Below are 25086 nucleotides of genomic sequence, written 5' to 3'. Positions count from 1 at the left end.
CCTGGAATTACCGCATCTGAAAAATGGCACACCGTGCCTACGGGTTTGTCCCTCAGCCTGATCGGCGTATCGTGGTGTTTTTCCTCTTTTGCATGAGGCTGCCATGAGCACTCCGCTGAAAATCGATTTCATCTCCGACGTTTCCTGCCCGTGGTGCATCATCGGCTTGCGAGCGCTGGATCAGGCGCTTGAGCACCTGGGTGAAGAAGTCCAGGCGCAGATTCACTTCCAGCCGTTCGAGCTCAACCCGAAGATGGGGCCCGAGGGGCAGGAGATCTTCGAGCACATTGCCGAGAAATACGGCTCGACGCGCGAGCAGTTCCAGGCCAATGCCGAGAACATTCGTCAGCGCGGAGCGGAACTGGGGTTCGTCTTCACGCAGGGCGAACGCCGGATTTACAACACGTTCGACGCGCATCGTCTGCTGCATTGGGCTGAACTCGAGGGCAGGCAACAGGCGTTGAAAGAGGCGCTGTTCACCGCTTATTTCAGCCAGCATGCCGATGTGTCCAGCCATAAGGTGCTGGCGGACGTTGCGCAGAAAGTCGGCCTCGACCGGGGTCGGGCCGAGGCGGTACTGGCATCCGACCAGTACGCCGCTCAAGTGCGTGAACTGGAGGAGCTCTGGGTCACACGCGGTGTCAGTTCGGTACCGACCATCGTTTTCAACGACCGATACGCGGTGACCGGTGGCCAGCCAGTTGACGTGTTTGTGAGTGCCATTCGTCAGATCATCAGTGAACAGTCGAGCGTCATCAATGCCGACGAATGATGAGCTACGCTGACTGACGCGGCCGCGAGCAGGCTCGCTTTTGACGGGCTCCTCGGTGCCCGGTTGAAGGTGAACCTGCTCGCGACGCACGGCAACCGCCTCAAAAATTTCCACGCTCGCTTTAAAAACCGCTTGCTCCCTTCAACCACTTTCGGATATCAATTTGTACATGATTAGACAGGTTCGATTCGACAAGAAGAAGCGCGTGGTCGATGAGCTCGCCCGACGCATAGAAACCGGCCAGATGGGTTCCGGTGAGTTGCTTCCAGGTGAAAACCTCCTGGCGCAGGAGTTCAACGTCAGTCGCGGTACCCTGCGTGAGGCGCTGTCGGAACTCAAGCGTCGCAACTACATCGCGACCCAGACAGGCGTGGGGTCGATCGTGACCTACGACGGAGTTTCCCTGGATCAGCGCGCAGGCTGGGCGCAGGCCCTGGCTGACACCGGGGCCCGGGTCAGCACTGAAATCCTGCGGCTCGTCGCCGTGCAGCGTCCTGATCTGGAGGGCCGCTTCGGCACTGTGGATTTCATTGCGCTGGATCGCCGGCGTACGGCGGAGGACGGCAGTGTGGTGTCGCTGGAACGGGTACTGATCCCTGCCCTGGATGGCCTGGAAAACCTGCCGCGCGACGGCCTCATCGATGACTCGCTGACCGTCACTCTGGCCGCTCATGGTTATGTCGGTGATCGCGGCGACCAGTGGATCGGCGCGGAGCCGTTGAGTCACGACGATGCCGCGCTGATGTTGCGCAAACCGGGCTCGGTGTTTCTGAAAGCGACGAGGACCACGTTCGACCGGCGACACCGTTTCATGGAGCACGTGGAAAGCCTTCTGGATCCCGTGCACTTTCGTCTTCACCTGGCTTTCGGATCGTCTACATGACTGCATTGATCGACACTCGCGACCGCGCACTGGGCGCTTTCTACGGCCTGGCCCTTGGCGACGCGTTGGGTATGCCCACGCAGTCGTTGAGTCGCGAGCAGATCAGGCAACGCTTTGACTGCATTACCACCCTGACCGCTGCCGACGCTGACCAACCCATTGCCCCGAACATGGCGGCCGGCTCCATCACCGACGACACCGAGCAAGCGGTGCTGGTGGCGGAGCTGCTAATTGCCGGCGGCGGGCGCATTGAGCCGTCGGACCTGGCGCAGAGCCTGATCGACTGGGAAGTGGTGATGCAGGCCAAAGGCTCGCAAGACTTGCTTGGCCCGTCCACCAAGCGTGCTATCGAAATGATTTTGGCAGGCCACAGCCCTGAAGAGTCGGGCCGGTTCGGCACCACCAATGGCGCCGCCATGCGGATTACGCCGGTTGGCATCGCCGCTGACGTTCACGAGGAGGAGCCATTCGTCGAGTCGGTCATGCAGGCGTGTCAGGTCACCCATAACACGACCCTCGGCATTTCCAGCGCTGCAGCCGTCGCGGCAGTGGTTTCGGCGGGCGTCAGCGGTGTCAGCCTCATTGACGCGCTGGACACCGCTGTGCGCATTGCGCAACGCGCCGAGCGTCACGGTCACTGGGTGGCTGGCGGCCGCATTGCGGCACGTATTCTCTGGGCGAAAAAGCTCTGCGCCGACTGCAGCAATGAACAACTGCCTCAGGTGATCTACGACGTGATCGGCACCTCAGTGGCGTCACAGGAGTCGGTGGTGGCCGCTTTTGCGCTGGCCCATCAGGTTGCCGCGACGAAACTTTCAGCCTTCGACGCCGTATGCATGGCCGCGAGCCTGGGCGGTGATACCGACACCATCGCCGCCATTCTTGGCGCGATGCTGGGTGCGTGCCAAGGCATGAGCGCCTGGCCGGCCGAGCTGATTGAACAGATCAAGACCGTGAACGGGCTCGAACTTTACCCGGTGGTCGAGCATTTGCTGTCGTTGCGCGCGGCGGTCTGATCGACGCCGGCAGGTTGAACGGAACAGCGGAATCAACCATTCAATAAGAGAGACACATACATTGCCCTGACCAAGGCGGCAATCCGGAGCCTTTTGCTGTCCAGAACGGGCACCGAAGGCGTCCTGCGACAGGGATGTCACTTGCGTTGCGTACTGCCCACAACCAGAACAAATGGCAACAGGAGCACTTCCCATGACGTCATCCAACGCCGCTCAAGGCGCAGGACAGCTTGAAACACGCGGCATCGAGCCGGTTCCGGAAAACGAATGCAACGGCCATCCGCTGCAACTTTTCTGGGTCTGGTTCGCGGCCAACATCAGTATTCTCGGCTTGCCGTTGGGTGCGACGCTGGTGGCCTTTCGCGGCCTGTCGATCGGGCAGGCCATCATCGTGGCGATACTTGGCGCTGCAGGTTCCTTTGCCGTGGTGGGTGTGATTTCCATCGCAGGCCGTCGCGGTCGCGCGCCGAGCCTTACCCTGTCGCGCGCCATCTTCGGGGTGCGTGGCAACATCGGTCCTACCATCGTTTCGCTGATGTCCCGTCTGGGGTGGGAAACCGTGAACACCACTACCGCGGCGTTCGTGCTGCTGTCGTTGTGTTCGATCCTGTTCGGCACGGCGGTCGAGGCGAAAAACTCGCCCGGCCTGACGTTGCTGTTCATCGCGATCTTCGTGCTGATGACCCTGACGGTCTCGGGTTTGGGCCACGCCACCTTGCTGGTCATCCAAAAGTGGTCGACCTACATTTTTGGTGCGCTGAACCTGATCGTCGGCGGCTTCCTGATCGCGCACATCGACTGGACAGCGGTGTTCAACGCCACCCCGGCGCCGCTGAGCGCAATGATTATCGGGGTGGGCACCATGGCGGCAGGGACCGGAATCGGTTGGGCGAACGCGGGCGCTGACATGTCTCGCTATCAGCACGGCAGCGTCAAGGCCAGTCGCCTGGTCGCCTCCGCAGCGTTCGGCGCGGGCATTCCGCTGGTCTTGCTGATCACCCTCGGCGGCCTGCTGTCGGTGGGCAACGATCACCTGGCCTCGGCGACCGACCCGATCATCGCGATTCGCGAACTGCTGCCGACCTGGATGGCGGTGCCTTACCTGATCACCGCATTCGGCGGCTTGCTGCTGTCGAACAACCTGTCGGTGTACTCGGCGGGCCTGACCACGCTGACCCTGGGCCTGAAGATCAAGCGCGTTCACGCGGTGATCGTCGACATCGTGGCGATCTTCGCCGGTTCGATTTACTTCATGTTGATCGCGGACAGTTTCTACGGTCCGTTCATCACGTTCATCTCGATGCTGGCTGTGCCGATCACGGCGTGGGTCGGGATCTTCGTGGTTGACCTCATGCATCGCCACTACTATTCGGCCAACGACCTGATGGACGTATCCCCGCGCAGCGCCTATTGGTATCGCGGTGGTGTCGAGTGGCGTGCGCTGGGTGCGTGGGCACTGGCGATCGTGCTGGGTTTCAGCTTCACCACCGTCGCGACCACCCCGGAAAACGTGCTGTTCAAGGGCTTGCTGTCTGACTCCTGGTTCGGTCACAACGGGCTGGGCTGGATCGTGACGTTCGTGGTTGCGGGCGGCCTGTACGCATTGCTCGGCGGTGCCCGTGACCGCCGTGTCGTCACCAAAGAGACTGCTCATGCCCGCTAGATTGCTGTACACCGGCCAGGTTGTGGTGGATCTGGTCATGGCGCTCGATGCGCTGCCGAGTTCGGGAGGCGATGTGCTTGCCCGCTCGGCCACGTTCGAAACCGGCGGTGGTTTCAACGTGATGGCCGCCGCCTGTCGCAATGGCCTGCAGACGGTCTATCTCGGTCGTCACGGCACGGGTCGCTTTGGCGACCTGGCTCGTGGGGCGATGACCGCCGAAGGCATCGAAATCGTCACGCCCGTTTCGCAAGATCATGACACCGGCTTGTCGGTGGCTTTGATCGAACCGTCGGCCGAGCGCTCATTCATCTCCTACGTCGGCGCAGAGGGTGGCTTATCAGGAGAGGACCTGCACAGCGTCACGGTTCAGCCCGGCGACTATGTGTTCGTCAGCGGGTACAGCCTGCTGCACAAGCACAAAGTGTCGACGTTGCTGAGTTGGCTGGGAGAGTTGCCGAAAGGCGCAGGTGTGGTGTTCGATCCGGGACCGCTGGTGGATTCACCGGACAGCGCCGAGATGCAGGCCGTGCTGCCGCTCATCACGTTGTGGAACAGCAACTGCGAGGAAGCGCTGCGCTTCACCGGCTGCGGGACGATTGCCGATGCGCTGGAGCAATTGGCTGAGTGGTTGAGCGAAGACGCGTTGATCGTGGTGCGCGACGGCCCACAAGGTTGCTGGATTCGTCAGGGGAGCATCGCGCAACAGGTGCCCGGTTTTCCGGTCACGGCCATCGACACCAACGGCGCAGGCGATGCGCATGCCGGTGTGCTGCTGGCCGGATTGGCAGCGGGGCTTTCCGTGGAACAGTCCGCTGTGCGCGCCAATGCGGCGGCAGCGATTGCGGTCACCCGTTGGGGCCCGGCGACGGCGCCGAAGGCCGATGAGGTGGATGAGTTGATTGCGAGCGCGCAACGGTAGGCGCGCGCTTGCCCGTGATTGCATTCCTCTTGCCACGCATGGGCTGGCTGACACCCTGCAATCGCGCGCAAGCTCATCCTGCAACGTTGTCGTCTGCCCGGTTTAACGCACAATCTTGTCGACATGGATCTCCAGTTTCTTGAGCCGATACCACAAGCTGCGCTCGGAGATGCCGATCCGTTGTGCCGCTGCCGCCTGAACGCCGTGGGTCTCTTGCAGCGCCGCCAGAATGTAGGCTTTTTCCACTTCAGCCAGCGCCGCATCGAGGTCCTTGGGAATGCCCGGACCCTCGCTGAGAATGCTTGCGCTGGAGCCCTCCACTGGCCTTGAGCCGAACAGATAGGCCGGCAGATCAGACTCTTCGATGATGCTGCCGGACGCGACGATGGTCGCGCGCTCCACACAGTTCTGCAGCTCGCGAATATTGCCGGGCCAGGTGTAATTCGTCATGGCGAGCAGGGCCTGCGGGCTGAAGCCGTTGATGCGTTTGCCTGCCGTGGCACCCAGGGTCAGGGCAAAATGCCGTGCCAACGATGGAATGTCTTCCACCCGCTCGCGCAAAGCGGGCAGCGGTATCGGAAAGACATTCAACCGGTAATACAAGTCTTCGCGAAACTCCTTGCGCGCCACCGCATCGAGAAGGTTCTTGTTGGTCGCCGCGATCACCCGTACATCCACCTTGCGCTCGCGGGTATCACCGACCGGCTCGATCACGCGCTCCTGCAAAGCCCGCAAAATCTTCGCCTGCAACGCCAGCGGCATGTCGCCCACTTCATCGAGAAACAGCGTTCCCTTGTCGGCCTGTTGAAAGCGACCCACGCGATCGGACACCGCACCCGTGAACGCGCCTTTCTTGTGCCCGAACATCTCGCTTTCCAGCAGACCCTCGGGAATCGCCGCGCAGTTCACCGCGACAAACGGCTTGTCGGCGCGATTGCCGTGTTGATGAATAGCGCGCGCGACCATTTCCTTGCCCGTGCCACTCTCGCCCGTGAGCAGAATGGTTGCGCTGCTTTCGCGCACCGAATCCACAGCCTGCAAGACCCGCCGGAACGCCGGGCTGTCGCCGACGAGGCTTTCGATCTGTTGATGCTCGTTCAGCTCCGCGCGCAGGCGCTGGTTGTCGCGCAAGATGTCGCGAAACTGCAGCGCCTTGTGAACGGTAATGTCCAGCTCGTCGATATCGAACGGTTTGCTGATGTAGTCGTAGGCGCCGTTGCGCATCGACTGCACGGCATTCTTGACCGTGCTGTAGGCGGTCATCACGATCACGGGCAATTGGGGAAAGCGCTGTTTGATTTCACTCAGTAATTGCGGACCGTCCATGCCCGGCATGCGCCAGTCGCTGATCACCAGATCGATGTCCTCACGCTCAAGCACGGCAAGTGCGTGCAGACCATTGCCTGCGGTGAACACCTGTATGTCGTTCTGGCCCAGGGCCGACGCCAGCAGGTCGCAGAGCTTGGGCTCGTCGTCGACCACCAGCACATTGTGGCTCATGCCTGTTCTCCTTCATCGGCGGGCAGATACAGATTGAACGTCGCCCCGGCACCTGCTTCGCTGACGCACTCCACACGCCCGTCATGGTTTTCCATGATCGAGAACACCTTGGCCAGACCCAGCCCTGTGCCCGAAGCCTTGGTGGTGACGAAGGGGTTGAAGATGCGGTCAATGATTTCAGGCTCGATACCCTGACCCGTGTCGCTGATGCTGATCATCGTGACGGGACGCTCTTTGTCAGCCTGCCCGCGAGAGATGGAGAGTGTCAATCGGCCTCCGGAGGGCATGGCATCGATGGCATTGAGGATCAGGTTGAGACAGGCCTGGGTCAGTTGCCTGGCGTCGGCATACACCGTGGCGCCAGGCGCACGCTCATCGATCACGGCCTCGACGTTGTGGGTTTCCAGTTCCGGCGCGCAGAACCCCAGCACGTCCTCGAGCAACTGACGGGCGGGCAGTGTTGAGCGGATGGGGGCGCTGGGCTTGGCGAAGTCGAGAAACTCGGTGATCAGGTCGTTGATACGCGTCACTTCGGAGATGACGTATTCCAGATGACGCATGTCGGTGGCCGGCAGACTGGCTCGGCGGTGCAGCAATTGCGTGGCGGTCTTGATGATGCCCAGCGGGTTGCGGATCTCGTGTGCCAGCCCCATGGCCACTTCGCCCAGCGTGTGCAGCCGGTCTCGTCGACGCAACTGGGCTTCCAGGTGCTGAAGTTCGCGCAGGCGCTCGGTCATGTGGTTGAAGGTCACGCTCAGCTCGGCCAGTTCATCACCGCCAATGACCTCCACCTGGCGATGGTAATCACCGGCAGTCACCGCCCGTACGCCTTCGCGCAGGCCTCGCAAGGGTCGAGTCAGGTGCTGGGATATCAACCAGCCGACGCCCAGCGACAACGCTGAGCCGACCAGCAGAATCGCCAGGAACAGGTTGGTCTTATTGACCAGCCCCACCAGGGTTGAGTGGCGCAGAAGGCCACTGAATATCACGCCTTGCAGCTCACCGTCGTCGTTGAATATAGGCGAGTAAAGGCCGCTGTACCGCGAAGTCGACTGTTCGCTGGGTTGTCGGGTTTCGCGCAGCGTGCTCTCGACGCGTGGCGGCACTTCGGTGGGGTGGTCCTCGAACCGCTGAGTGGAAAAGATTTCCCCGAATCCGGTGGGGTTGCGCAGGTACAACCGCAGGTCAAGGGAATGCACATCGGCGACGCTGGTCAGGAAGCTGCTGTCCAGATAGGTTGCGATCACCAGGACATAGTCGACGCCCTCCTGCACAGTGTGGAACGTCGAGACGACGGTGCCTACGGCATTGCCGCCTTCGTGGATGGTTTGCAGTACGGCTTTGGGCGCCAGGCTGATCTGGCTGACGATATCGTCGGCGGCGGTGGAGAACACCACCCTGTGATCATCGCTGCGAATCAGCGCGACCACGTCGATGCCCATGGCGTCGGCAATGTCGGCAATCAGCTTGTCGCGCTTGTTGCCCGCTTCGGCGTTGGGGCGCGCATAACGCTCGAACAGTTGGGCGACTCGGGCGTTGTTGTGCATGATCTCGGTGGTTTCATCGATCACGATCTTGGTCGACTCCTGCAACCAGATGCGTACGTTGCTCTCGAAGATCTGCGACAGGGTGGAGGCGGCCAGTTCAGCGGCGATCATGGTCGGGATGACGCTGACCAGCCAGAATGCCAGCACCAGCTTGCGCTGGACGCTCCAGCGCGAAAGAGAAAAAAACGCTCGGACAGGATGCTTTGGGGTGTCAGTCATGGATGTTCGCTTATTGCCGCCGCCATCGCGGGATCGGATCGGTCCGGTCGGACGAACAGTTTGACCAGTTTGAGCACTCCGTTCAGCGCCGGGTTGCGATGACGGAAGAACAGCAGGTTGTTTTCGAAGCGGCAGCCAAAGCGGAGCTTGTTGGCATAGCCTGCCTGGCCGGCTTCATACACTGCGATACCGTTGTGGATGCAATATTCGATATTGGCCAGCCAACTGCGTGCATAGAGGTTGTGTTCACGGGTACGTTCCAGGTCGTGGGCGAAGATTTTGTCGATCATGCGTTGATCATCCAGCAGCATCAGGTTGAACGCCACCAGCCTGTCGTCGATCCAGTACAGCACGCACACCGCTCGCTCGCCGAGCTGTTCCAGTATGCGCGTGAAGTAGGTCGGGCCGAGCCGTTCGAATTGTAGATCACTGCGCGCCAGCGTCGATTCGTAGAGTTGCATCATGTCCGGGAGCAGGTCATCGATCTGGCGACGCCATTCGATACGCGGCGCCGGACCGCGTAGCGTGCGTCGCAAATCTTTGCGGGTGGACTTCCCCAATGAACCCAGATAAGCGTCCATCGACTCGTAAGACACGGGCAGCAGGGCGCTGGGCATACCCGGCATGACTTGCAGGCCTTCGCCGCGACAGGTGTCGGTCCACAAACGGTCGTCAAGGGGTGCATCTTTCACGGCCAGCAAACCGATGCCGAGGTCGTCGGCATCGCGCCGGGCCAATTGCAACAGGCGCTTGAGTACGTCCTGACGTTTTCCGTCAGGCACATGGCGGGCAACCCCTGCGCTGCAGCGTTCGGCGACGGGCGAGCCTAGCGCATACAACGGCAGGTCGAGCGCACCGGGCCAGAGCCGGTTGAGCGTTTCCGTAACGCGCTTTCCGATGCCCTGCATCGTGGTGTTCAGGCTGTAGCGGGTGATGAAGGCCGGCACGACCGCCAACAACGTAGGACCTTCAAAGACCGCCAGGTAGCGCCAGGTGAAGCGTTCGATGCCGGCCTGCTCGACCGCGAGATAAAAATCCCAGTCCTCGAGAAGGCCGGGAAAACAGCCGTTCCATTCTTCACGGTCAATGGAGCGGATGCTGGAAAAGGCGTGCGCAGTGATCATGATTCAGGCCAGTTGGGGGTTGTCTTCGTGGTTGATCAGGTCGCTCTCACGTGGGCAGTCGTCTGATGTTTCGCCAACCCCCTGGCTTGCTCGCACACGGGTTTCGATGAACGAGGCACTCAGGGCAACGACTTGGCGGTATTCCAGATCAACCGTGATCATGTGATAGCAGTTGTCCAGCAGGACCTTGACCACCGGCGCTCCCAGATGGCGTTCGACATAATCGGCGTTCCAGCGGCTGGTGATGTCATCTTCAACTGAGTGCAGCACCAGCGCAGGCGTCGTCACCTGTGGCATGCCACGTTTGACGACGGCGATCAGGCGGTGCAATTCGCGCACGCTGATGCCGGACATGGTCAACAGCCCGGCGTTGTTGCTTTCGCCGTCTTTCATCTGCTTCTCGACGATCGCCCGCAGGCGTGGATTCTTGATTCCGTAAGGTGGCTTTTCGTTGAAGCGGCAAACGTGTACGCCAAACGGCACCATCATGTAGAGGTGCGTGAACTTGGCCACGAACGGCATGTTCCAGCCGTCATAGCGCAGGGTGGTCGAATACAGCAGCAGCCCGGTGATTTGCCCGGGGTGTTGGGCGGCCATGTGCATCGACATGACCGCGCCCATCGACAGTCCGCCGACGAACACCTGACTGTGCCGCTGGCGAACCCCGACAAAGGTGCGACGGGCACTTTCGTACCAGTCGCTCCAGCGCGTGCGCTGCAGGTCGTCGTTGTCGCCACAGTGGCCGGCCAGCGTCGGCACGTAGACCGTGCAACCTCTGTCCGCCAGGCCTTGGGCGACCCGACGCAGTTCCGTCGGGGTGCCCGTCAGGCCGTGGATCAACAACACACCCACCGCGCCATCGCCCAGGATGAAACCGGCGTCGCCTTCGCCCATGTCGATCGCGGTCTGCGAGGGCGACGGACTCATCGTTGCATGGCCCGGTGCAGCAGGCGGTCGAGCAGGGCGATGCCCAGGTCGATCTCTGGGTAGCTGATTTCCAGTGACGGTGCGAGGGTGATCACGTTCTTGTAGTAGCCGCCCACGTCGAGCACCAGCCCCAGGCGTCTGCCGTCGATTTCGATGTCGCCCTTCATGCCTTCCTCGACCATGAAGTCCAGCGTGGCCTTGTCCGGCGTAAAGCCGTCCGGTTTGCAGATTTCAGCACGCAACGCCAGGCCCAGACCGTCGACGTCGCCGATGATCGGGTAACGTTTCTGCAGGTCGCGCAGCCCTTCCAGGAAGTATTTGCCCTTGTTCATGACCATCGAGCCGTAGTCGATTTCCGAGGTCATCTTGAACATTTCCAGACCCACCGCCGTGCCCAATGGGTTGGAGGCAAAGGTGGAGTGGGTAGAGCCAGGCGGGAAGATTTTCGGATTGATCAACTCCTCCCGGGCCCAGATTCCGCCCAGTGGATTAAGGCCGTTGGTGAGGGCCTTGCCGAACACGATCACATCCGGTTTGACGTCGAAGTGTTCGATCGACCACAGCTTGCCGGTGCGATAGAACCCCATCTGAATCTCATCGACCACCATGAGGATGCCGTGCTGGTCGAGCACATGCTTGAGCTCGCTGTAGAAGTTCATCGGCGGTATCACATAGCCGCCGGTGCCTTGAATCGGCTCGACGTAGAACGCTGCGTATTCACTCTGGCCCACTTTCGGGTCCCAGACGCCGTTGTATTCGGTCTCGAAGAGGCGTGCGAATTGCTGGACGCAGTGGCTGCCGTATTCCTCCTTGGTCATGCCTTTCGGGCCACGGAAGTGATAGGGAAACGGGATGAACTGCGCACGTTCGCCGAAATGGCCGTAGCGACGACGATAGCGGTAGCTCGAAGTGATCGACGATGCACCCAGCGTACGGCCGTGATAGCCACCTTCGAAGGCGAACATCAGGCTCTTGCCGTTGCTGGCATTGCGTACGACTTTGAGCGAATCCTCGATGGACTGCGAACCGCCGACGTTGAAGTGCACGCGGCCGTCCAGACCGAATTTTTTCCTGGCGTCCACGGCAATGTGTTCCGACAGCTCGATCTTGCCTTTGTGCAGGTACTGGCTGGCGATCTGCGGCAGGGTGTCGATCTGCTGTTTCAAGGCGTTGTTCAGGCGTGGGTTGCCGTAGCCGAAGTTCACCGCCGAGTACCACATTTGCAGGTCCAGGTAGGCCTGGTCGCTGGTGTCGTAAACGTAGGAACCCTCGCAGCGACTGAAGATGCGTGGCGGGTCGATGTAATGGACGGTGTCGCCATACGAGCAATATTTGGCTTCTTTTTCCAGAAGCACCTGGTCTTCGGGGGTAGCGATGCGGATATCAGACATGGTGAAAGAGTTCCTGCTGTTCAAGAGGGAGTGGGGCGGTCGGCGTTGGCAGGCTGTGAGGCAGCAGGGCCAGCAAACCCGGGAGTTCGGCGAAAGAGTCGAAGCGGGCGAACGGGATGTCGTTGCGTTCGCAATGCTCGGCGAGCGTGCCTTTGGCAAACACGAAGTCGGCGGTAGAGGCCACGCACATGTCGGACTTGCCGTCACCGATGACCAGCACGCGCTTGGCATGGGAGGTGGACTTGCATTTGCAGTTGCCCGACGCTGCACGACAGGCGTCGCTGGCGTGAGGGAAAACGATGCGCCAGCGGTCCCGGTCAACCTGGCGCAGGCCGTTGGCGATAATGGGTAACAGGGGCAGTTGATGACGGGAAAGGATGCGCGCGATGCCTTGTTCCAGACCGTCACTGACGATATCCATCGTTGCACCCAGAGTCAGCGCGTGTTCAACGAACGAGGGAAAGTGCGGGTCGATCTGCACGCTGTCGAAGTACGCCAGCAGTTGCGCGGGATAGGCTCTGACCAACGCCAACTGTCGGCTCAGGCATTCGCGAGAGCCGATATGGCCACTGAGCCACTCGTCTTCGATGTCTGTCCAGCTGGAATCGGCGAAGCGTTCCAGAATGTTGTCGATGACGTCGGTCGGGGTAATCGTCCCGTCGAAGTCGCACACGATATGCCATTGCATCATCTGTGGTTGCCTGTCTTGTCCAGAGAAAGAAGGGCGAACGGGTCGCCGGGTTGCTCGTGGCAAGGGGCAGAGCAGGGACTGTGCCAAGGGACGCAGAGCCCGGTGGGCATTGGCTTTGGCAGGGGTGAACGAGGAAACTAGAACCCCGGAGCTACAATTTTTGTAGCTCGCTACAAACAACATCAGTGCTTGCGCAGGTGTTCAGGTCTGGGGATTGATGCGCGCATGTTCGCTGATCCGAGATCACTGCCATGACTGTCCTGCCGTCTTCTTTCAAGCGCAACCTGTGCATCGTCGGGCTGCTCTGCGCCGCCTATTTCAGCCCTTTTTGTCATGCCGATTCGCTGACTGGCGACGTCGGCGCAGGGGTTGCCTACCAGCCGCATGACCCGACTGGCAGCCGCTATGAAACACGGCCCATTCCGTACCTCGATCTGTCCTGGGGGCGGGTCAACCTGAGCTCGGATGAAGGGTTATCCTGGGATGCGATCAAGGCCAATGGCTGGAGCGCCGGGCCGTTCGTCAACTATGTCGAAGGCCGCACGGCCAACGGTTCGCTTCATGGGCTGCAAGACGTTTCGGACATGGGTGAGGCGGGTGGTTTCATCGAATACAGCCCTTCAGACGCATGGCGTGTGTTTACCGAAGTGGGCCGTACATTTGGCGGCAGCAGAGGGCAGGGCGGGGTACTGGGTCGAATCGGTGGCGAGTTGGATTATCCCCTGGGGCATGGCATTTTCGGCGGCACCACGCTGGCTGCGCATTACGCCGACGCCGAGTATGCGCAGACGTTCTATGGCGTGAGCCCTTCGGAGTCGCAGGCGTCTGGAATCCGCGCTTACAACGCCGGCGGCGGCTTTCAAAATCTCAGCCTGACACAAAGCATCGCCTTTCCCATCGCGCCGAGCTGGTCGCTGATCACCAGTGCCAGTTGGATACACCTGGTGGGATCTGCCGCCGACAGCAGCATCGTTCGCCAGCAAGGCCGCGTGAATCAAGGCGAGGCGGACGTCGCGGTGGCCTATCACTTCAAGTGAATCGGGGTTGGTCTGGCCCTTGCAATGACCTGAAGAACACATCGCTACCCGAGGAAGTTCTTCATGGCTCGTCCCGTTTACCGCTGGCTCGCGTACTCACTCTGGGACATCGTCCCGATTGCCATGGCGCTGGCGCATTTTGCCTTCGTGCTCTGGCTGGTCACGGCGTTTCACAGCCTGTCATGGTGGGCGTTCGTGCCCTTGGCATTGCTGTACGCCGTGAGCCTGTCGTGGAGCATCAACAGCATCTCCCACAACCAGATTCACAACCCCTATTTCACACACAAAGGCATGAACCGGGCGTTCGACCTGCTGTTGTCGGTGACCATCGGCTTCTCGCAGACCCTGTACCGCGACATCCACAACCGCCACCACCGCGGTAACTCGGACCGACCCGACGCCAAGGGCGAAACCGTAGACCCATTGTCGATCTATCGCTACGGCCACAACGGCGAGCCCGAGGCGTTGTGGCGTTATGTCTTCCTCAGCGCCTTTCGCGACGAGCCCAAGGGTTACTACGAGGACATGAAGCGTAAACACCCGGACGATGCGCGTTGGGCGAAGGTGGAAATCTACGTGACGATTGCGGCCTACATCGCCCTGGCGTTCTACGACTGGCACGCGGTACTGCTGCTGGTGCCGTTCTGGTACCTGGGCCAGTCCCTTTCATCGTTGAACGGTTACTACGAACACCTCGGCGGTAACCCCGATTTACCGATTGCCTGGGGCGTGAGTTCCTACGGCAAGCTGTACAACCTCATCTGGATGAACAACGGTTACCACGCCGAGCATCACTATCGGCCCAAGATGCACTGGACCCAGGTCAAGGCCTTCCACAAGGAGATCAAGGAACAGCAGAAGATGATGGGGGTGAAGAACATCCCTGTGTCTCATGGACTGGGGTTTCTGGTGGATCATTCGAAGCCTTGAACGTGTCCTGATTTTTCCGTTTTTGCCCAAACCTGTAGGAGCGTGGCTTGTCCCGCGATCGGCGGGGAACCCGTCGCACATCCGGCAAATGCTGTATGTCAGATTCAACGCGGTTGAGTGGTTCTACTGGCGGTTCCCGCCAGATCGCGGGACAAGCCACGCTCCTACAGGGTTCAGCGTCAACCGGGATGTGCGGCGGACACCAGAGTGGTAGGAGCGGCTCCCGGATTTCGCGTTGAAACCCTAAGCTGCCGTTTCATGCTTCCCCCTCCGCCAGCAACGCTATCCCGCCAATAATCACCCACACGCCCAGCCAGTGCAGGGCGCTGATGTGCTCGCCCAGGCCGAGCCAAGACCCCAGCAGCACCACCACGAACACCAGTGAACTCAGCGGAAAGGCCAGCGACAGGCTGCTGCGCCGCAGGATGAGCATCCAGCTGAGGAACGACGCGATGTAACAGCCCACCGCCGTCAGCACCGCGATATTGCTCAGCGCCGCCACCAGCCACTCGAGGCCGAACGGTATGGCCGCCAACCCGTCGCCTCCGATTTTCAGCGCCAGCTGTGCAGCGCTTTCCGAGGCGATCAACAACGCCCACAGGCCAATGGTCGCGCCGCGGCTTTCCAGCCAGCGCCAGGCGGGCTTTTCAATCAATGCCTGATCATTCATGTTCGGCTTCCTTCTTTTGATCCTGTGTTTTGAGGGCCGGTTGGTTCAGCCCGACTTTGCGCACCGCCCAGCCCAGCAGCCGACTCAACAGTGCATTGCGGTGATGGACGTAATGGTCATTGCCCAGCAACCGACAGCCCAGACGCAGTTTCTCTGCATAGGCCGCCTGGCTGGCCTCAAACGCCGGGATGCCTGCCGCGATGCATCGCTCTACATGGGCCAGCCACGTGCGGTGGTACAGATTGTGTTCACGCGCAGCCCGCCCGTCTGAGGCGAATACCTTGTCGATCTGCCGTGTTCCGTTGCCAAGCAGCAGGTTGAAGCCGATCAGGGTTTGCCCCGACCAGAACAGGTAACAGGTCGCACGTTCACCGAGCTTGCTCAGCACTGCCCGGAAGTACTCAGCGGTCAGCGGCTCGATCTCCTCCCCACTGCGCGCTACGGTGTCAGCGTACAGTTCGAGCATGCGCTCAATGACGTCCTCGACCTGATGTTGACGCGCTTCAATACGCAAGTCCGATGGGGTATTGCGCTTGCGTCTGAGCCCCTTGCGCGTGGCACGGCCCAGGCTTGCCAAATACCCGTCCAGATCCGTATACGGCAGTGGCAGCAGCGTCCTGGGCATGCCGGTGATGCGATGGAACCTCAGATGTTCCAAGGCATGGCGCACGCTCGGCTGTTCTTCGGCCACATCTTTGAACAGGTAAAACCAGGCGCCTTCGAGGCGGGATTGACGATGCAAGCGGGCGACCAGCGCGTTTATCAACTCGGGTGAGCGCGCCAGCCAGTCTGGGGCGCAGGCGATCGAGCACACTTCGGTCACGGGGGAGCCTATCGCCAGCATCGGCACTGAACACCTGCCGAACAGACGACGCGGCAGTCCTTCGAGGACCTGATTGAGCTTGATCCGTTGGCGGTAGGCCGGTGCGACGGCAACCAGACGCTGGCCGTGGCGAATGATGAAATAGCGAGGCTCTATGCCCGGCAGTTCGGCGTCTTCGATAGCGGCGTAATAGTCATAGCCTTCCAGCTCATCGCTCTGCAGTTGAGCCCAGTCAGTGCGGCTGATGCGATGGATGCTGTGACTGACCTCCACGTTCAGCATGGCGGCGTCGGTCAGGTTGGCCGGGGACATGTGCGCAGGAACAGATTGCAGTTGTGTCATGACATCCTCACGCGCCGGTGGCGCAAACCAGCATGACGCCGGCAGTGATGACCAGCGTGCCGAGCCAGCGCCGGCGGCTGACGGTTTCACCCAGCACCAGCCTTCCGCCCAGCACCACACCGACATAGCTCAGACTGGCAGCGGGAAAGACCAGGCTCAGCGGTGCGAGCGACAGTACGAACAACCAGGTGATGAACTCGATCACATAGGCGCTCACCCCACACCACAGCAAGGGCGCTCCGGCGATCTGCCGCCAGAAACGGCTTAACCGCAAGCCACCCTCGTGTTCAGGGAGACGGTCCAGGCCCAGCTTGAACGCCAGTTGCCCGGTCACGTCGAGCAGAATCGAAAGCGCCGTCAGCAGTACGACGGTCAGCGTCATGGAAACAGCTCCTCGAACAACTCGATCAGCGCGGCGTTCGTCCGCGCATTACGGTGCAGATCGTGTTCGCTCCATCGCTCGGCCGGTGGCTGGTCGGACCTGGCTTCCCAACGTTTCAGCGGATTGCTGAAGGCGGGGGGCGCGAACTCGCCGCAGACATCAATGCCCAATACGCGCTTGCCGGTCGCCAGCGCGCGCACGGCAGATAGCAAGTGATGCAGGCGCATACCGCCTTGATCCCAATTGGTGGCAGCGTCTTCGTCCGCGAGCACGTCTTTGTCGATGGTGATCCATACCGCCCGGGTGGGCAGGCTCGCCAGCAGTTGTTCAAGGAAGATCGGCCAGTCGACGTCGGCCAGGTTATGCCAGTGCAGATGACCCTCAACCTGGTGATGCCCTGGCCCGTCGCCCACACGGCCCCAGACCCTGGACGGTGGATGGCGCCAGGGAAACAGCTGCAGGTTGCCGCGCCTCAAGGCGTCGAGGTTGCCGCCCTTCAATTGGGGTTTTTGCAGATCGTCACTGCAAGGGCCCAGCGTAACGATGCGCTCAACGTTCGGCAGCTTCAGCGCGCGGTTTACCCATGAGCCGCAATGCCGTCTTGGCGCGAAATGCACCCAGTCGGGATGGTTGTCGAAATGGATCAAGGTCACGGGCTCTTGCAGTTCGGCAAGCAAGGCGGGGGTGAGGTGATGGTAGTCGCCAGAACCGACGAAATAGATTTCGGGACGATCCGCCAGCGGTCTGGCGCGGTGGTCCAAATGCCTGGCAAACCGTGTGTAGTTGCGTTCAGTGGACCATAGACGTAGCAAAGGTCCCAGTTCCAGCAAGTTCAGCCGCGTCGCACGGCCGTCATGCAGACGCTCTTTGATCGGGGCCTGCTGGGGGAGGCTGTGATCGAGATCGAGAATATTCAAGGTTGTGTTCACCCGTGAAATGCCGCTCCAGACACCGGGCTCATGGGCATGAACACCGGCCGGGCGGGCCTTTCAGGGGAATTGCAAAGGGTGGGCCAGTGGCTTGAACGGGGGCTGAACGAAAGAAGGTGCAGGTGATACGCAGTCGTGAGCCATGCACAACGCGCCTACCGATTTCTGCGTTCAGCCCAACCCGTACTTTTTCACCTTGTCGAACAACGTGGTCTTGGCCATGCCCAGTTCCTGGCTGGCCTGACTGAGATTTCCGCCGCTGCGCTGCAGGGCTTCATTGAGCAGGTTCTTCTCGAAAGCTTCGACGGCCTCGGAAAATCCCAGGCTCTGGCTGGAAACCGTCAGCCCTGATTTCTTGAACGCTGGAAGACCCAAGGCATAACGCTCGGCGACGTTACGCAGTTCGCGGACGTTGCCTGGCCAGTCGTGGCTCATCAGGGCGGACATCGTCTGCGGGTCGAGTTGCGGCGGTTCACGGTCGAAACGCAGCGAGGACAACTGCAGGAAGTGTTCGAACAACTGCAGGATGTCTTCGCGACGATCGCGCAAGGGTGGCAGCTCCAGGGTCACCACATTGAGCCGGTAATACAGGTCGCTGCGGAATTGACCGGCCTTGCTCAGTTCATCGAGGTCGGACTTGGTGGCCGCGATCACCCGGCAATCGACGGCCACGCTTTGATTGGAACCCAGTCGCTCCAGCGTGCGCTCCTGCAAGACCCGCAACAGCTTGATCTGAAGATTGATCGGCATGCTTTCGACTTCATCGAGGAACAGCGTGCCGTTGTGGGCGTGCTCGATCTTGCCAATGCGACGCTTGCCGGCCCCGGTGAAGGCGTTGGCTTCATGGCCGAAAATTTCACTCTCGAACAGGTTTTCCGGCAGGCCGCCGCAGTTGAGGGCGACGAACTGACTGGCGTGACGCCGGCTGAAGTCATGCAGACAGCGGGCGACCAGTTCTTTGCCGGTGCCTGTTTCGCCTTCGATCAGCACGTTGGCCGACGTGTCGGCGACGTTGGCGATCAATGCGCGCAGATTCTGCATCGCCGCGGAACGGCCGATGATCTTGCCTTCCAGCGAGTCGCGCTCAGCCAGTTGCCGACGCAGCGACCAGACTTCCCGCGCCAGCCCGCGTTGTTCCAGCGCGCGGCGGGCAACCTCCACCAGCCGCTCGGGGGAAAAGGGTTTTTCCATGAAGTCATATGCGCCATCTCGCATCGCGCCGACGGCCATCGACACGTCGCCATGGCCGGTGATCAGCACCACGGGCAATGAGCGGTCGCGTTCCTTCAGGCGTTTGAGCAGTTCAAGGCCGTCGATGCCCGGCAGGCGGATATCGCTGATGACGATGCCGGCAAAGTTGTCCCCGACCAGCGCCAACGCTTCTTCGGCACTGCCGACGCCCTGACTGTGAATGTCCTCCAGCGCCAGCGCCTGCTGACAGCCGAGCAGGACATGAGGATCGTCTTCGACGATGAGGACGGTCAGTTCAGTGTTCATGTGTGTGCCTAATCCGTATTCGTAGGAGCGCGCTTGCCCGCGATGCTGTCTGTCAGGTTGGAAAGTGGTGACTGACAGACCGCAATCGCGGGCAAGCGCGCTCCTACAGGAGAGTGGGCGGTCAGATGCATCATGGAGACGAAATTCCCGTCGCCACCAACGGCAACACCAACACAAACATTGTGCCGCCTTCGGCAGGGTCTTCAGCATTGAGGCTGCCACCCGCGGCTGCGGCGAGGCTGGCGGACAATGTCAGGCCCAAGCCCAGACCCTGCTCGCCGGGCTTGGTGGTGAAAAAAGGTTCGAACAGATGCTTGCGCGCTTCGGCGTCGATGCCGTGGCCGTTGTCGCGAACGCGCAGGCGATACCGGCCTTCGAACAGGTCGCCTTCCAGCCACAGCACGGGCAGCGGCTGCGCCTGCATGGCATCCAGCGCGTTGCCGATCAGGTTCACCAGAATCTGTTCCAGACGAGTCTGGTCGATGGACAGCTCTACATCGTCGATCTGCTGATGCAGGTCCAGCGCACTGTTTTCCAGACGTCCCGCCAACAATTGCAGCGCTGCTTCCACGGCCTTGATCAACGACGCCTGACCTTTGTCTTCACCGCGTCGGGCAAAGGCCCGCAGGCTGGCGGTGATTCGACCCATGCGGTCGACCAGATCGTTAATGGTTCGCAGGTTGGTGCTGGCGGTGTCCAGCGCACCACGCTCGATGAAGCGCACGGTATTGCCGGACAGTGTGCGCAATGCCGCCAGCGGCTGGTTGAGTTCATGGGCGATGCTGGTCGACATCTGCCCGATGGCGGCCAGCTTGCCGGCCTGAACCAGTTCGTCCTGCGCCTGACGCAAGGTCTCCTCGGCCTGGCGTCGTTCACGAATCTGGCCTTTGAGGCGTTCGTTGCTGGCGCGCAGGTCGGCGGTGCGTTCTGTAATCCGACGCTCCAGTTCGTTGTTGGCTTGCTCCAGCGCCTCCCGCGCGGCGAGGCGCATGGAAATCACCTTGCGGCGCTCGTTCCAGGCGATTAGCAGGAACGCCACCAGCGCACAGGCAACGGCCACCAGCATGCCTTGATTCGCTGCTTCGCGACGCAGGTCCTCCAGGGGAGTCAGCAAGGTCAAGTGCCACGGCGTATCCGCAAGGTCGCGGGTCTGTGCCAGGTAACTGACCACGGTGTGTTCATGGTCGACGCTGCTGTTGGCGGGGAAGGTCAGCTTCTCGACCCCTTCGGCGATGGATTCGCGCTCAATGGGTACCAGCTCGTTCAGCGGCCACCAGTAATACTGCAGGCTGCGCGCAAGGCGCTCCTTGATTTCCGCCGTGAGCGGGCGAACCGATTTGAGGCGTCTGGCCGGGTCGCTGGACAAAATGATGATGCCGTTCTCGTCACTGACGAACGCCTCCAGCCGCGCACGCTGCCAGCGTTCCTCAAGGGCTTCCAGCCGCACTTTGATCACCGCCACGCCGATGATCTTGCCTTTCTCTTCCAGCCCGTGGGCCAGGTAATAACCGGGCTCGCCGGTGGTGCTGCCGATGCCGTAAAAGCGACCGGGCAGGCCGCGAATCGCATCCTGATAATACGCGCGGAAGGACAGGTCTTCGCCCAGATAACTGTCGGCGTCGCGCCAGTTGCTGGTGGCCAGCACGCGGCCCGTGGTGTCGAGCACATAGATGGCACGGCTGCGGCTGCGACGGTTCAGACCTTCGAGGTAGTCGTTGACCTGGGTTCTCAATTCCGGCGACGGATCATTGAGCAGGTCCGAGACGTTGGATTCGAGCTCCAGCACGCTGGGCAAGTAGTTGTACTTGTTGATTTCGCTTTCGACGGTCCGGGCGTGCAGCTCGAGCTGACGCTCACCGTTCTCGCCCAGTGCCTTGATGCCGTTCTTTTCGCTGTACAGATAGGTGACATAGCCCAGCGCGATCATCAGCAGGATGATCAGTGGCGGCAGGAAAAGATGGCGGATCAGACGGGGTTTCACGGCAAGTGATGGCGGCGCGCTAAGAGGGGGATCGCATTTCATCACAGTCGTCCTGGACCGACCAGCCGTTGGTGTCACTGATGACGACACGAACGGCGGGAGGGTTTTTTGCCCTTGTGGGGCGTTGTCTCTCACTAAAAGTGGCTGCGCTCGGCCATGCGGCGTTACAAACAGGCTCGCATGACCTACGCGCGCCGACTTTTCGAAAAGATCCTTTAATGTTGCAGGATTTTGTTGAGGAAGTGCTGGGCACGTTCGGAGCGTGCGTTGACGTCACCGAAGAACTCTTCCTTGGCGCAGTCTTCGACGATCTGGCCTTTGTCCATGAAAATCACACGGTCGGCCACTTTGCGGGCGAAGCCCATTTCGTGGGTGACACACATCATGGTCATGCCTTCGTGAGCCAGTTGCACCATCACGTCGAGCACTTCGTTGACCATTTCCGGGTCAAGCGCAGACGTCGGTTCATCGAACAGCATGACCACAGGGTCCATCGCCAGCGCACGGGCAATCGCCACTCGCTGCTGCTGACCACCGGACAACTGGCCGGGATGCTTGTGTGCATGGGCTGACAGTCCGACGCGCTCCAGCAATTGCAGACCTTTCTTGGTGGCTTCTTCCTTGCTGCGTCCGAGTACCTTGATCTGCGCAATCGTCAGGTTCTCGGTGATGGTCAGGTGAGGAAACAGTTCGAAGTGCTGGAACACCATGCCGACGCGCGAGCGCAGCTTCGGCAGATTGGTTTTAGGGTCGGCGATGGAGGTGCCGTCGACCACGATGTCGCCTTTCTGGAAAGGCTCCAGCGCGTTCACGCACTTGATCAGGGTCGACTTGCCCGAACCCGAAGGCCCGCACACCACGATCACTTCGCCTCTCTTGACCTCGGTGCTGCAATCGGTCAGCACCTGGAAGTCCCCATACCACTTGTTGATATTTTTGATGGAAATCATACGGCTAACCTTTTCTGCATGAGCTTGACCAGGCGCGAGGCGACGAAGCTGATCGTGAAGTACACAAGACCTGCGATCACCAGGAACTCATTGGACCGGCCAATGATGTCGCCGCTGGAGCGGGCCGAGTTGAGGAAGTCCACCAGACCGACCGTGTAGACCAGTGAGGTGTCCTGAAACAGGATGATGCTCTGCTGCAGCAGCAGGGGAGTCATCTTGCGGAACGCTTGCGGCAGGATGATCAGGCGCATCATCTGGCTGTACGTCATGCCCAGCGCTTGCGCCGCGCCCATCTGACCACGGGAGATCGACTGCACACCGGCGCGCACGATTTCGCAGAAGTAAGCCGCCTCGAACATCATGAAGGCCACGACGCAGGAGGTGAATGCACCGACCGGGGTGTCCTGTCCGGTAATCCAGCGCAAAACGAACGGCACCGCCAGGTAGAACCAGGTGATGACCAGCAGCAGTGGAATCGAGCGGAAATAGTTGACGTAAGCGCCGGCGATGTTCGACAGCAGTTTGCTGGACGACAAGCGCATCAATGCCAGAATCGTACCGATGATGATGCCACCGACCACGCCCATGACCATCAGTTGCAAGGTCATGACCATGCCGTTCCACATGCCGGGAATGGCGGGAATGATTCCTGAGAAGTCCATTATTTACCTCCCACGGAGATCAGGCCCGGCACCGCGACTTTCTTCTCGATCAGGCGCATGAGCAGCATCAGGCTCATGTTCAGGGTGAAGTAGATCAGGGTGGCGAGGGTAAAGGCTTCGAACAGGTTCGCGGAAAACTCGGCGGTCTGTTTGGTCTGCGCAAGCAGCTCCATCAGACCGATCAGCGAGGCCACGGACGAGTTTTTGAACACGTTCAGGAATTCGGAGGTGAGCGGCGGAATGATGATCCGGTAGGCCTGCGGCAACAGTACATTCCAGTAAATCTGCGGCAGCTTGAAACCCATGGCTCGCGCAGCGGATTCCTGGCCGCGTGGCAATGCCTCGATACCGGTGCGCACCTGTTCGCACACCCGTGCGGCGGTGAACAGCCCCAGGCACACAACAACGCTCAGAAATGCTGAGGTGGTCGGGTTGAGGTCTTGCTTGTACCACTCTTGCATGCCTTCAGGCAGCAGATCAGGCACCAGGAAGTACCAGATAAACAGCTGAACCAGCAGGGGCACATTACGGAAGATTTCCACGTAGACCGTGGCAATGGAAGAAACGATGCGGTTAGGCACCGTGCGCATGACCCCGAGCACCGAGCCCAGGAGTAACGCGATGATCCAGGCGGCAACGGCAATTGCGATGGTCCAGCCCAGACCGGAAATGTACCAGTCCAGATAGATCTCGTTGCCAATGCCAGTGGACTTGAAGAACACGCCCCAGTCCCAGTTGTAATTCATCAGGGTCTCCCCTCTGATCGATCGTTATGCACGCATACGCTTGGTAGCGGCTCCCGGGAAAACACTTGGGCTTTCCCGGGAATCAGGCTTTTCACGTTTTTATGATGTGCGGTGAAGGACTCAGGCCTTCTTTTCGTCCGCCGCAGGTTTGACTTCTGGCGCAGGCTTGTCGGTAGGGTTAGCGATCAGCTCTTTGACTTTGTCGCTCATCGGGAAATTCAGGTTCAGACCTTTAGGTGGGATCGGGCTTTCGAACCACTTGCTGTAGATCTTGTTGATTTCGCCGGATTTGTAGAGGCTGACGATCGCGTCATCGACGGCTTTCTTGAACTCTGGGTCTCCTTTGCGAACCATGCAGGCATACGCCTCAAAGGATTGTGGGGTGCCTGTGATGACCCAATCGTCGGGCTTCTTGGCCTTGGCTTCTTCACCGGCCAGCAGCGCGTCGTCCATCATGAAGGCGACTGCGCGGCCGCTTTCCAGCATCTGGAAAGATTCGCCGTGGTCTTTGGCGGAGATGACATTCATCCCCATTTGTTTTTCGGCGTTCATGGCCTTGATCAGGCGCTCGGAGGTGGTGCCTGCGGTCGTTACGACGTTCTTGCCTTTCAGGTCGGCAAAATCGGCGTAGCTAGGGTTGCCCTCTTTGTTTTTCTTGACCAACAGGCGTGTGCCGATCTCAAAGATGTTGACGGTGAAATCGACTTGCTGCGCGCGCTCGGCATTGTTGGTGGTCGAACCACATTCAATGTCAACGGTGCCGTTCTGGACCAGCGGAATACGGGTTTGCGAGGTGACCAGGTTGTACTTGACGTTCAGGTCAGGCTTGTTCAGGTCTTTCTTGATCGCTTCAACGATTGCCAGTTGAATGTCGTGCGAGTAGCCGACTGGCTTGCCGGACGCATCAGCGATGTAAGAGAACGGAATGGAGGAGTCGCGGTGACCGAGTGTGATGGTGCCGGAATCGTTGATTTTCTTCAGCGTGCCGGTCAGTTCGGCAGCGAAAACCGGGGTGCTGATCAAAGCGGCAGCGATGGCTGCGCCCAGGATGTGGGGAACGATACGCATCTGTGAATCCTCGACTTTGTTTTTTTTATGGGGCCGGTGTTGGACGACCCTATCGGTTTCAGAACGCTACAACGGCGGCCCAGAAAGGCGACACGCTACATCGAAGCAATCGTGATTGAGTGTAGAGCATGAGTCGTGCCAAGCGCGCTGAAGTGAACAAGCTGTTGAAAGTAAACGGAATTTATTCGGTTGAAGAGGCAGGAGGGGATTTTCGTGTCCGGGATGCCGAATGAGACCGAGGGCGGTGTTCGGAAAACCGAATGGAAGGTGTGTGGGGTTGTGCAAAACCTGTGGGAGCGAGCTTGCGCTGGGCCTTACTCGATGGGCAGATCCATTATCTCGGGTGGCGCCGATTCACCTTTCCGCCCCTCCGGCGGGTCACTTTTGAAAAGGCACCAAAAGTAACCAAAAGTGCCC

The 25086-nt window shown here is 60.3% G+C and carries 23 protein-coding genes; 7 read left to right on the top strand and 16 right to left on the bottom strand.

Annotation, left to right across the window (positions count from 1 at the left end; all coding sequences use genetic code 11):
* The first annotated feature begins 103 nt into the window (after positions 1-103).
* The 5 genes from BMY73_RS25420 to BMY73_RS25400 all read left to right on the top strand — a co-directional run bounded on the left by BMY73_RS25420 (position 104) and on the right by BMY73_RS25400 (position 5253).
* Positions 104-772, top strand: coding sequence for a DsbA family oxidoreductase (locus BMY73_RS25420; protein ID WP_092410583.1), 669 nt, complete (start codon positions 104-106; stop codon positions 770-772).
* 169 nt (positions 773-941) lie between these two features.
* Positions 942-1655, top strand: coding sequence for a GntR family transcriptional regulator (locus tag BMY73_RS25415; RefSeq protein WP_175500245.1), 714 nt, complete (start codon positions 942-944; stop codon positions 1653-1655).
* The gene (locus tag BMY73_RS25410; RefSeq protein WP_092410579.1) at positions 1652-2671 is read left to right on the top strand and encodes an ADP-ribosylglycohydrolase family protein; all 1020 of its coding nucleotides are present in this window, start codon (positions 1652-1654) and stop codon (positions 2669-2671) included. Before BMY73_RS25415 ends, BMY73_RS25410 begins: the two co-directional genes overlap by 4 nt.
* Positions 2672-2864: 193 nt before the next feature.
* Positions 2865-4334 (top strand): purine-cytosine permease family protein, encoded by a 1470-nt coding sequence (locus BMY73_RS25405; RefSeq protein WP_092410577.1) that lies wholly within the window; start codon positions 2865-2867, stop codon positions 4332-4334.
* A complete protein-coding gene (locus BMY73_RS25400) occupies positions 4324-5253 on the top strand; it encodes a PfkB family carbohydrate kinase (RefSeq protein ID WP_092410575.1) in 930 nt (309 codons plus the stop codon). The genes BMY73_RS25405 and BMY73_RS25400 overlap by 11 nt, the downstream gene beginning before the upstream one ends.
* 102 nt (positions 5254-5355) lie before the next feature.
* Here the strand turns inward: BMY73_RS25400 and BMY73_RS25395 are convergent, their stop codons facing one another.
* Genes BMY73_RS25395 through BMY73_RS25370 form a run of 6 tightly spaced genes read right to left on the bottom strand, consistent with a single transcriptional unit; the run spans position 5356 to position 12652 of the window.
* Positions 5356-6753, bottom strand: coding sequence for a sigma-54-dependent transcriptional regulator (locus BMY73_RS25395; protein WP_062388079.1), 1398 nt, complete (start codon positions 6751-6753; stop codon positions 5356-5358).
* On the bottom strand, positions 6750-8519 hold the full coding sequence (locus tag BMY73_RS25390) for a sensor histidine kinase (RefSeq protein WP_092410573.1): 1770 nt from the start codon (positions 8517-8519) through the stop codon (positions 6750-6752). The genes BMY73_RS25395 and BMY73_RS25390 overlap by 4 nt, the downstream gene beginning before the upstream one ends.
* Entirely contained in the window at positions 8516-9643 is a 1128-nt protein-coding gene (locus BMY73_RS25385; RefSeq protein ID WP_092410571.1) for a GNAT family N-acetyltransferase, read from the bottom strand. The genes BMY73_RS25390 and BMY73_RS25385 overlap by 4 nt, the downstream gene beginning before the upstream one ends.
* A 3-nt stretch (positions 9644-9646) precedes the next feature.
* Complete coding sequence (locus BMY73_RS25380; RefSeq protein WP_256571378.1) at positions 9647-10570, bottom strand: alpha/beta hydrolase; 924 nt, start codon at positions 10568-10570, stop codon at positions 9647-9649.
* On the bottom strand, positions 10567-11961 hold the full coding sequence (locus BMY73_RS25375; protein ID WP_062388063.1) for an aspartate aminotransferase family protein: 1395 nt from the start codon (positions 11959-11961) through the stop codon (positions 10567-10569). Before BMY73_RS25375 ends, BMY73_RS25380 begins: the two co-directional genes overlap by 4 nt.
* Positions 11954-12652, bottom strand: coding sequence for an MtnX-like HAD-IB family phosphatase (locus BMY73_RS25370; protein WP_092410569.1), 699 nt, complete (start codon positions 12650-12652; stop codon positions 11954-11956). Before BMY73_RS25370 ends, BMY73_RS25375 begins: the two co-directional genes overlap by 8 nt.
* A gap of 251 nt (positions 12653-12903) precedes the next feature.
* Here BMY73_RS25370 and BMY73_RS25365 point away from each other — a divergent pair, with 251 nt between their 5' ends.
* Positions 12904-13689 (top strand): MipA/OmpV family protein, encoded by a 786-nt coding sequence (locus BMY73_RS25365; RefSeq protein WP_092410567.1) that lies wholly within the window; start codon positions 12904-12906, stop codon positions 13687-13689.
* 63 nt (positions 13690-13752) lie between these two features.
* Complete coding sequence (locus BMY73_RS25360) at positions 13753-14619, top strand: fatty acid desaturase family protein (RefSeq protein WP_092410565.1); 867 nt, start codon at positions 13753-13755, stop codon at positions 14617-14619.
* 256 nt (positions 14620-14875) lie between these two features.
* On the opposite strand, the gene BMY73_RS25355 is transcribed toward BMY73_RS25360, so the two are convergent.
* The 10 genes from BMY73_RS25355 to BMY73_RS25310 all read right to left on the bottom strand — a co-directional run bounded on the left by BMY73_RS25355 (position 14876) and on the right by BMY73_RS25310 (position 24669).
* Positions 14876-15289 carry a DMT family transporter gene (locus BMY73_RS25355; RefSeq protein ID WP_092410563.1) on the bottom strand — a complete coding sequence of 138 codons (414 nt, stop codon included), beginning with the start codon at positions 15287-15289 and terminating at the stop codon, positions 14876-14878.
* On the bottom strand, positions 15282-16454 hold the full coding sequence (locus BMY73_RS25350; RefSeq protein WP_092410561.1) for a peptidogalycan biosysnthesis protein: 1173 nt from the start codon (positions 16452-16454) through the stop codon (positions 15282-15284). Before BMY73_RS25350 ends, BMY73_RS25355 begins: the two co-directional genes overlap by 8 nt.
* Before the next feature lie 7 nt (positions 16455-16461).
* Positions 16462-16836 (bottom strand): DMT family transporter, encoded by a 375-nt coding sequence (locus tag BMY73_RS25345; RefSeq protein ID WP_062388038.1) that lies wholly within the window; start codon positions 16834-16836, stop codon positions 16462-16464.
* Positions 16833-17753 (bottom strand): arginase family protein, encoded by a 921-nt coding sequence (locus BMY73_RS25340; RefSeq protein WP_092410593.1) that lies wholly within the window; start codon positions 17751-17753, stop codon positions 16833-16835. Before BMY73_RS25340 ends, BMY73_RS25345 begins: the two co-directional genes overlap by 4 nt.
* A 183-nt stretch (positions 17754-17936) precedes the next feature.
* Positions 17937-19262, bottom strand: a complete 1326-nt coding sequence (locus BMY73_RS25335; protein ID WP_092410559.1) for a two-component response regulator AauR — start codon at positions 19260-19262, stop codon at positions 17937-17939.
* Positions 19263-19392: 130 nt separating this feature from the next.
* Complete coding sequence (locus tag BMY73_RS25330) at positions 19393-21285, bottom strand: two-component sensor histidine kinase AauS (RefSeq protein WP_092410557.1); 1893 nt, start codon at positions 21283-21285, stop codon at positions 19393-19395.
* A gap of 173 nt (positions 21286-21458) precedes the next feature.
* The gene (locus BMY73_RS25325; protein ID WP_092410555.1) at positions 21459-22193 is read right to left on the bottom strand and encodes an amino acid ABC transporter ATP-binding protein; all 735 of its coding nucleotides are present in this window, start codon (positions 22191-22193) and stop codon (positions 21459-21461) included.
* Positions 22190-22858: an amino acid ABC transporter permease gene (locus tag BMY73_RS25320; RefSeq protein ID WP_175500246.1), complete on the bottom strand. Its 669-nt coding sequence runs from the start codon at positions 22856-22858 to the stop codon at positions 22190-22192. The genes BMY73_RS25325 and BMY73_RS25320 overlap by 4 nt, the downstream gene beginning before the upstream one ends.
* On the bottom strand, positions 22855-23601 hold the full coding sequence (locus BMY73_RS25315) for an amino acid ABC transporter permease (protein WP_062388025.1): 747 nt from the start codon (positions 23599-23601) through the stop codon (positions 22855-22857). The genes BMY73_RS25320 and BMY73_RS25315 overlap by 4 nt, the downstream gene beginning before the upstream one ends.
* A 120-nt stretch (positions 23602-23721) precedes the next feature.
* Entirely contained in the window at positions 23722-24669 is a 948-nt protein-coding gene (locus BMY73_RS25310) for a glutamate/aspartate ABC transporter substrate-binding protein (protein WP_092410551.1), read from the bottom strand.
* Positions 24670-25086: the final 417 nt, after the last annotated feature.

The sequence above is a fragment of the Pseudomonas sp. NFACC02 genome (assembly GCF_900110765.1).
Lineage (GTDB): Bacteria > Pseudomonadota > Gammaproteobacteria > Pseudomonadales > Pseudomonadaceae > Aquipseudomonas.
The sequence above is the reverse complement of the archived record's forward strand: the minus strand, read 5'-3'. Positions and strand labels throughout refer to the sequence as shown.

Coding starts and splice junctions, on each gene's coding strand:
- BMY73_RS25420 (WP_092410583.1), top strand. CDS start 104: ATGAGCACTCCGCTGAAAATCGATTTCATCTCCGACGTTTCCTGCCCG.
- BMY73_RS25415 (WP_175500245.1), top strand. CDS start 942: ATGATTAGACAGGTTCGATTCGACAAGAAGAAGCGCGTGGTCGATGAG.
- BMY73_RS25410 (WP_092410579.1), top strand. CDS start 1,652: ATGACTGCATTGATCGACACTCGCGACCGCGCACTGGGCGCTTTCTAC.
- BMY73_RS25405 (WP_092410577.1), top strand. CDS start 2,865: ATGACGTCATCCAACGCCGCTCAAGGCGCAGGACAGCTTGAAACACGC.
- BMY73_RS25400 (WP_092410575.1), top strand. CDS start 4,324: ATGCCCGCTAGATTGCTGTACACCGGCCAGGTTGTGGTGGATCTGGTC.
- BMY73_RS25395 (WP_062388079.1), bottom strand. CDS start 6,753: ATGAGCCACAATGTGCTGGTGGTCGACGACGAGCCCAAGCTCTGCGAC.
- BMY73_RS25390 (WP_092410573.1), bottom strand. CDS start 8,519: ATGACTGACACCCCAAAGCATCCTGTCCGAGCGTTTTTTTCTCTTTCG.
- BMY73_RS25385 (WP_092410571.1), bottom strand. CDS start 9,643: ATGATCACTGCGCACGCCTTTTCCAGCATCCGCTCCATTGACCGTGAA.
- BMY73_RS25380 (WP_256571378.1), bottom strand. CDS start 10,570: ATGAGTCCGTCGCCCTCGCAGACCGCGATCGACATGGGCGAAGGCGAC.
- BMY73_RS25375 (WP_062388063.1), bottom strand. CDS start 11,961: ATGTCTGATATCCGCATCGCTACCCCCGAAGACCAGGTGCTTCTGGAA.
- BMY73_RS25370 (WP_092410569.1), bottom strand. CDS start 12,652: ATGATGCAATGGCATATCGTGTGCGACTTCGACGGGACGATTACCCCG.
- BMY73_RS25365 (WP_092410567.1), top strand. CDS start 12,904: ATGACTGTCCTGCCGTCTTCTTTCAAGCGCAACCTGTGCATCGTCGGG.
- BMY73_RS25360 (WP_092410565.1), top strand. CDS start 13,753: ATGGCTCGTCCCGTTTACCGCTGGCTCGCGTACTCACTCTGGGACATC.
- BMY73_RS25355 (WP_092410563.1), bottom strand. CDS start 15,289: ATGAATGATCAGGCATTGATTGAAAAGCCCGCCTGGCGCTGGCTGGAA.
- BMY73_RS25350 (WP_092410561.1), bottom strand. CDS start 16,454: ATGACACAACTGCAATCTGTTCCTGCGCACATGTCCCCGGCCAACCTG.
- BMY73_RS25345 (WP_062388038.1), bottom strand. CDS start 16,836: ATGACGCTGACCGTCGTACTGCTGACGGCGCTTTCGATTCTGCTCGAC.
- BMY73_RS25335 (WP_092410559.1), bottom strand. CDS start 19,262: ATGAACACTGAACTGACCGTCCTCATCGTCGAAGACGATCCTCATGTC.
- BMY73_RS25330 (WP_092410557.1), bottom strand. CDS start 21,285: ATGAAATGCGATCCCCCTCTTAGCGCGCCGCCATCACTTGCCGTGAAA.
- BMY73_RS25325 (WP_092410555.1), bottom strand. CDS start 22,193: ATGATTTCCATCAAAAATATCAACAAGTGGTATGGGGACTTCCAGGTG.
- BMY73_RS25315 (WP_062388025.1), bottom strand. CDS start 23,601: ATGAATTACAACTGGGACTGGGGCGTGTTCTTCAAGTCCACTGGCATT.
- BMY73_RS25310 (WP_092410551.1), bottom strand. CDS start 24,669: ATGCGTATCGTTCCCCACATCCTGGGCGCAGCCATCGCTGCCGCTTTG.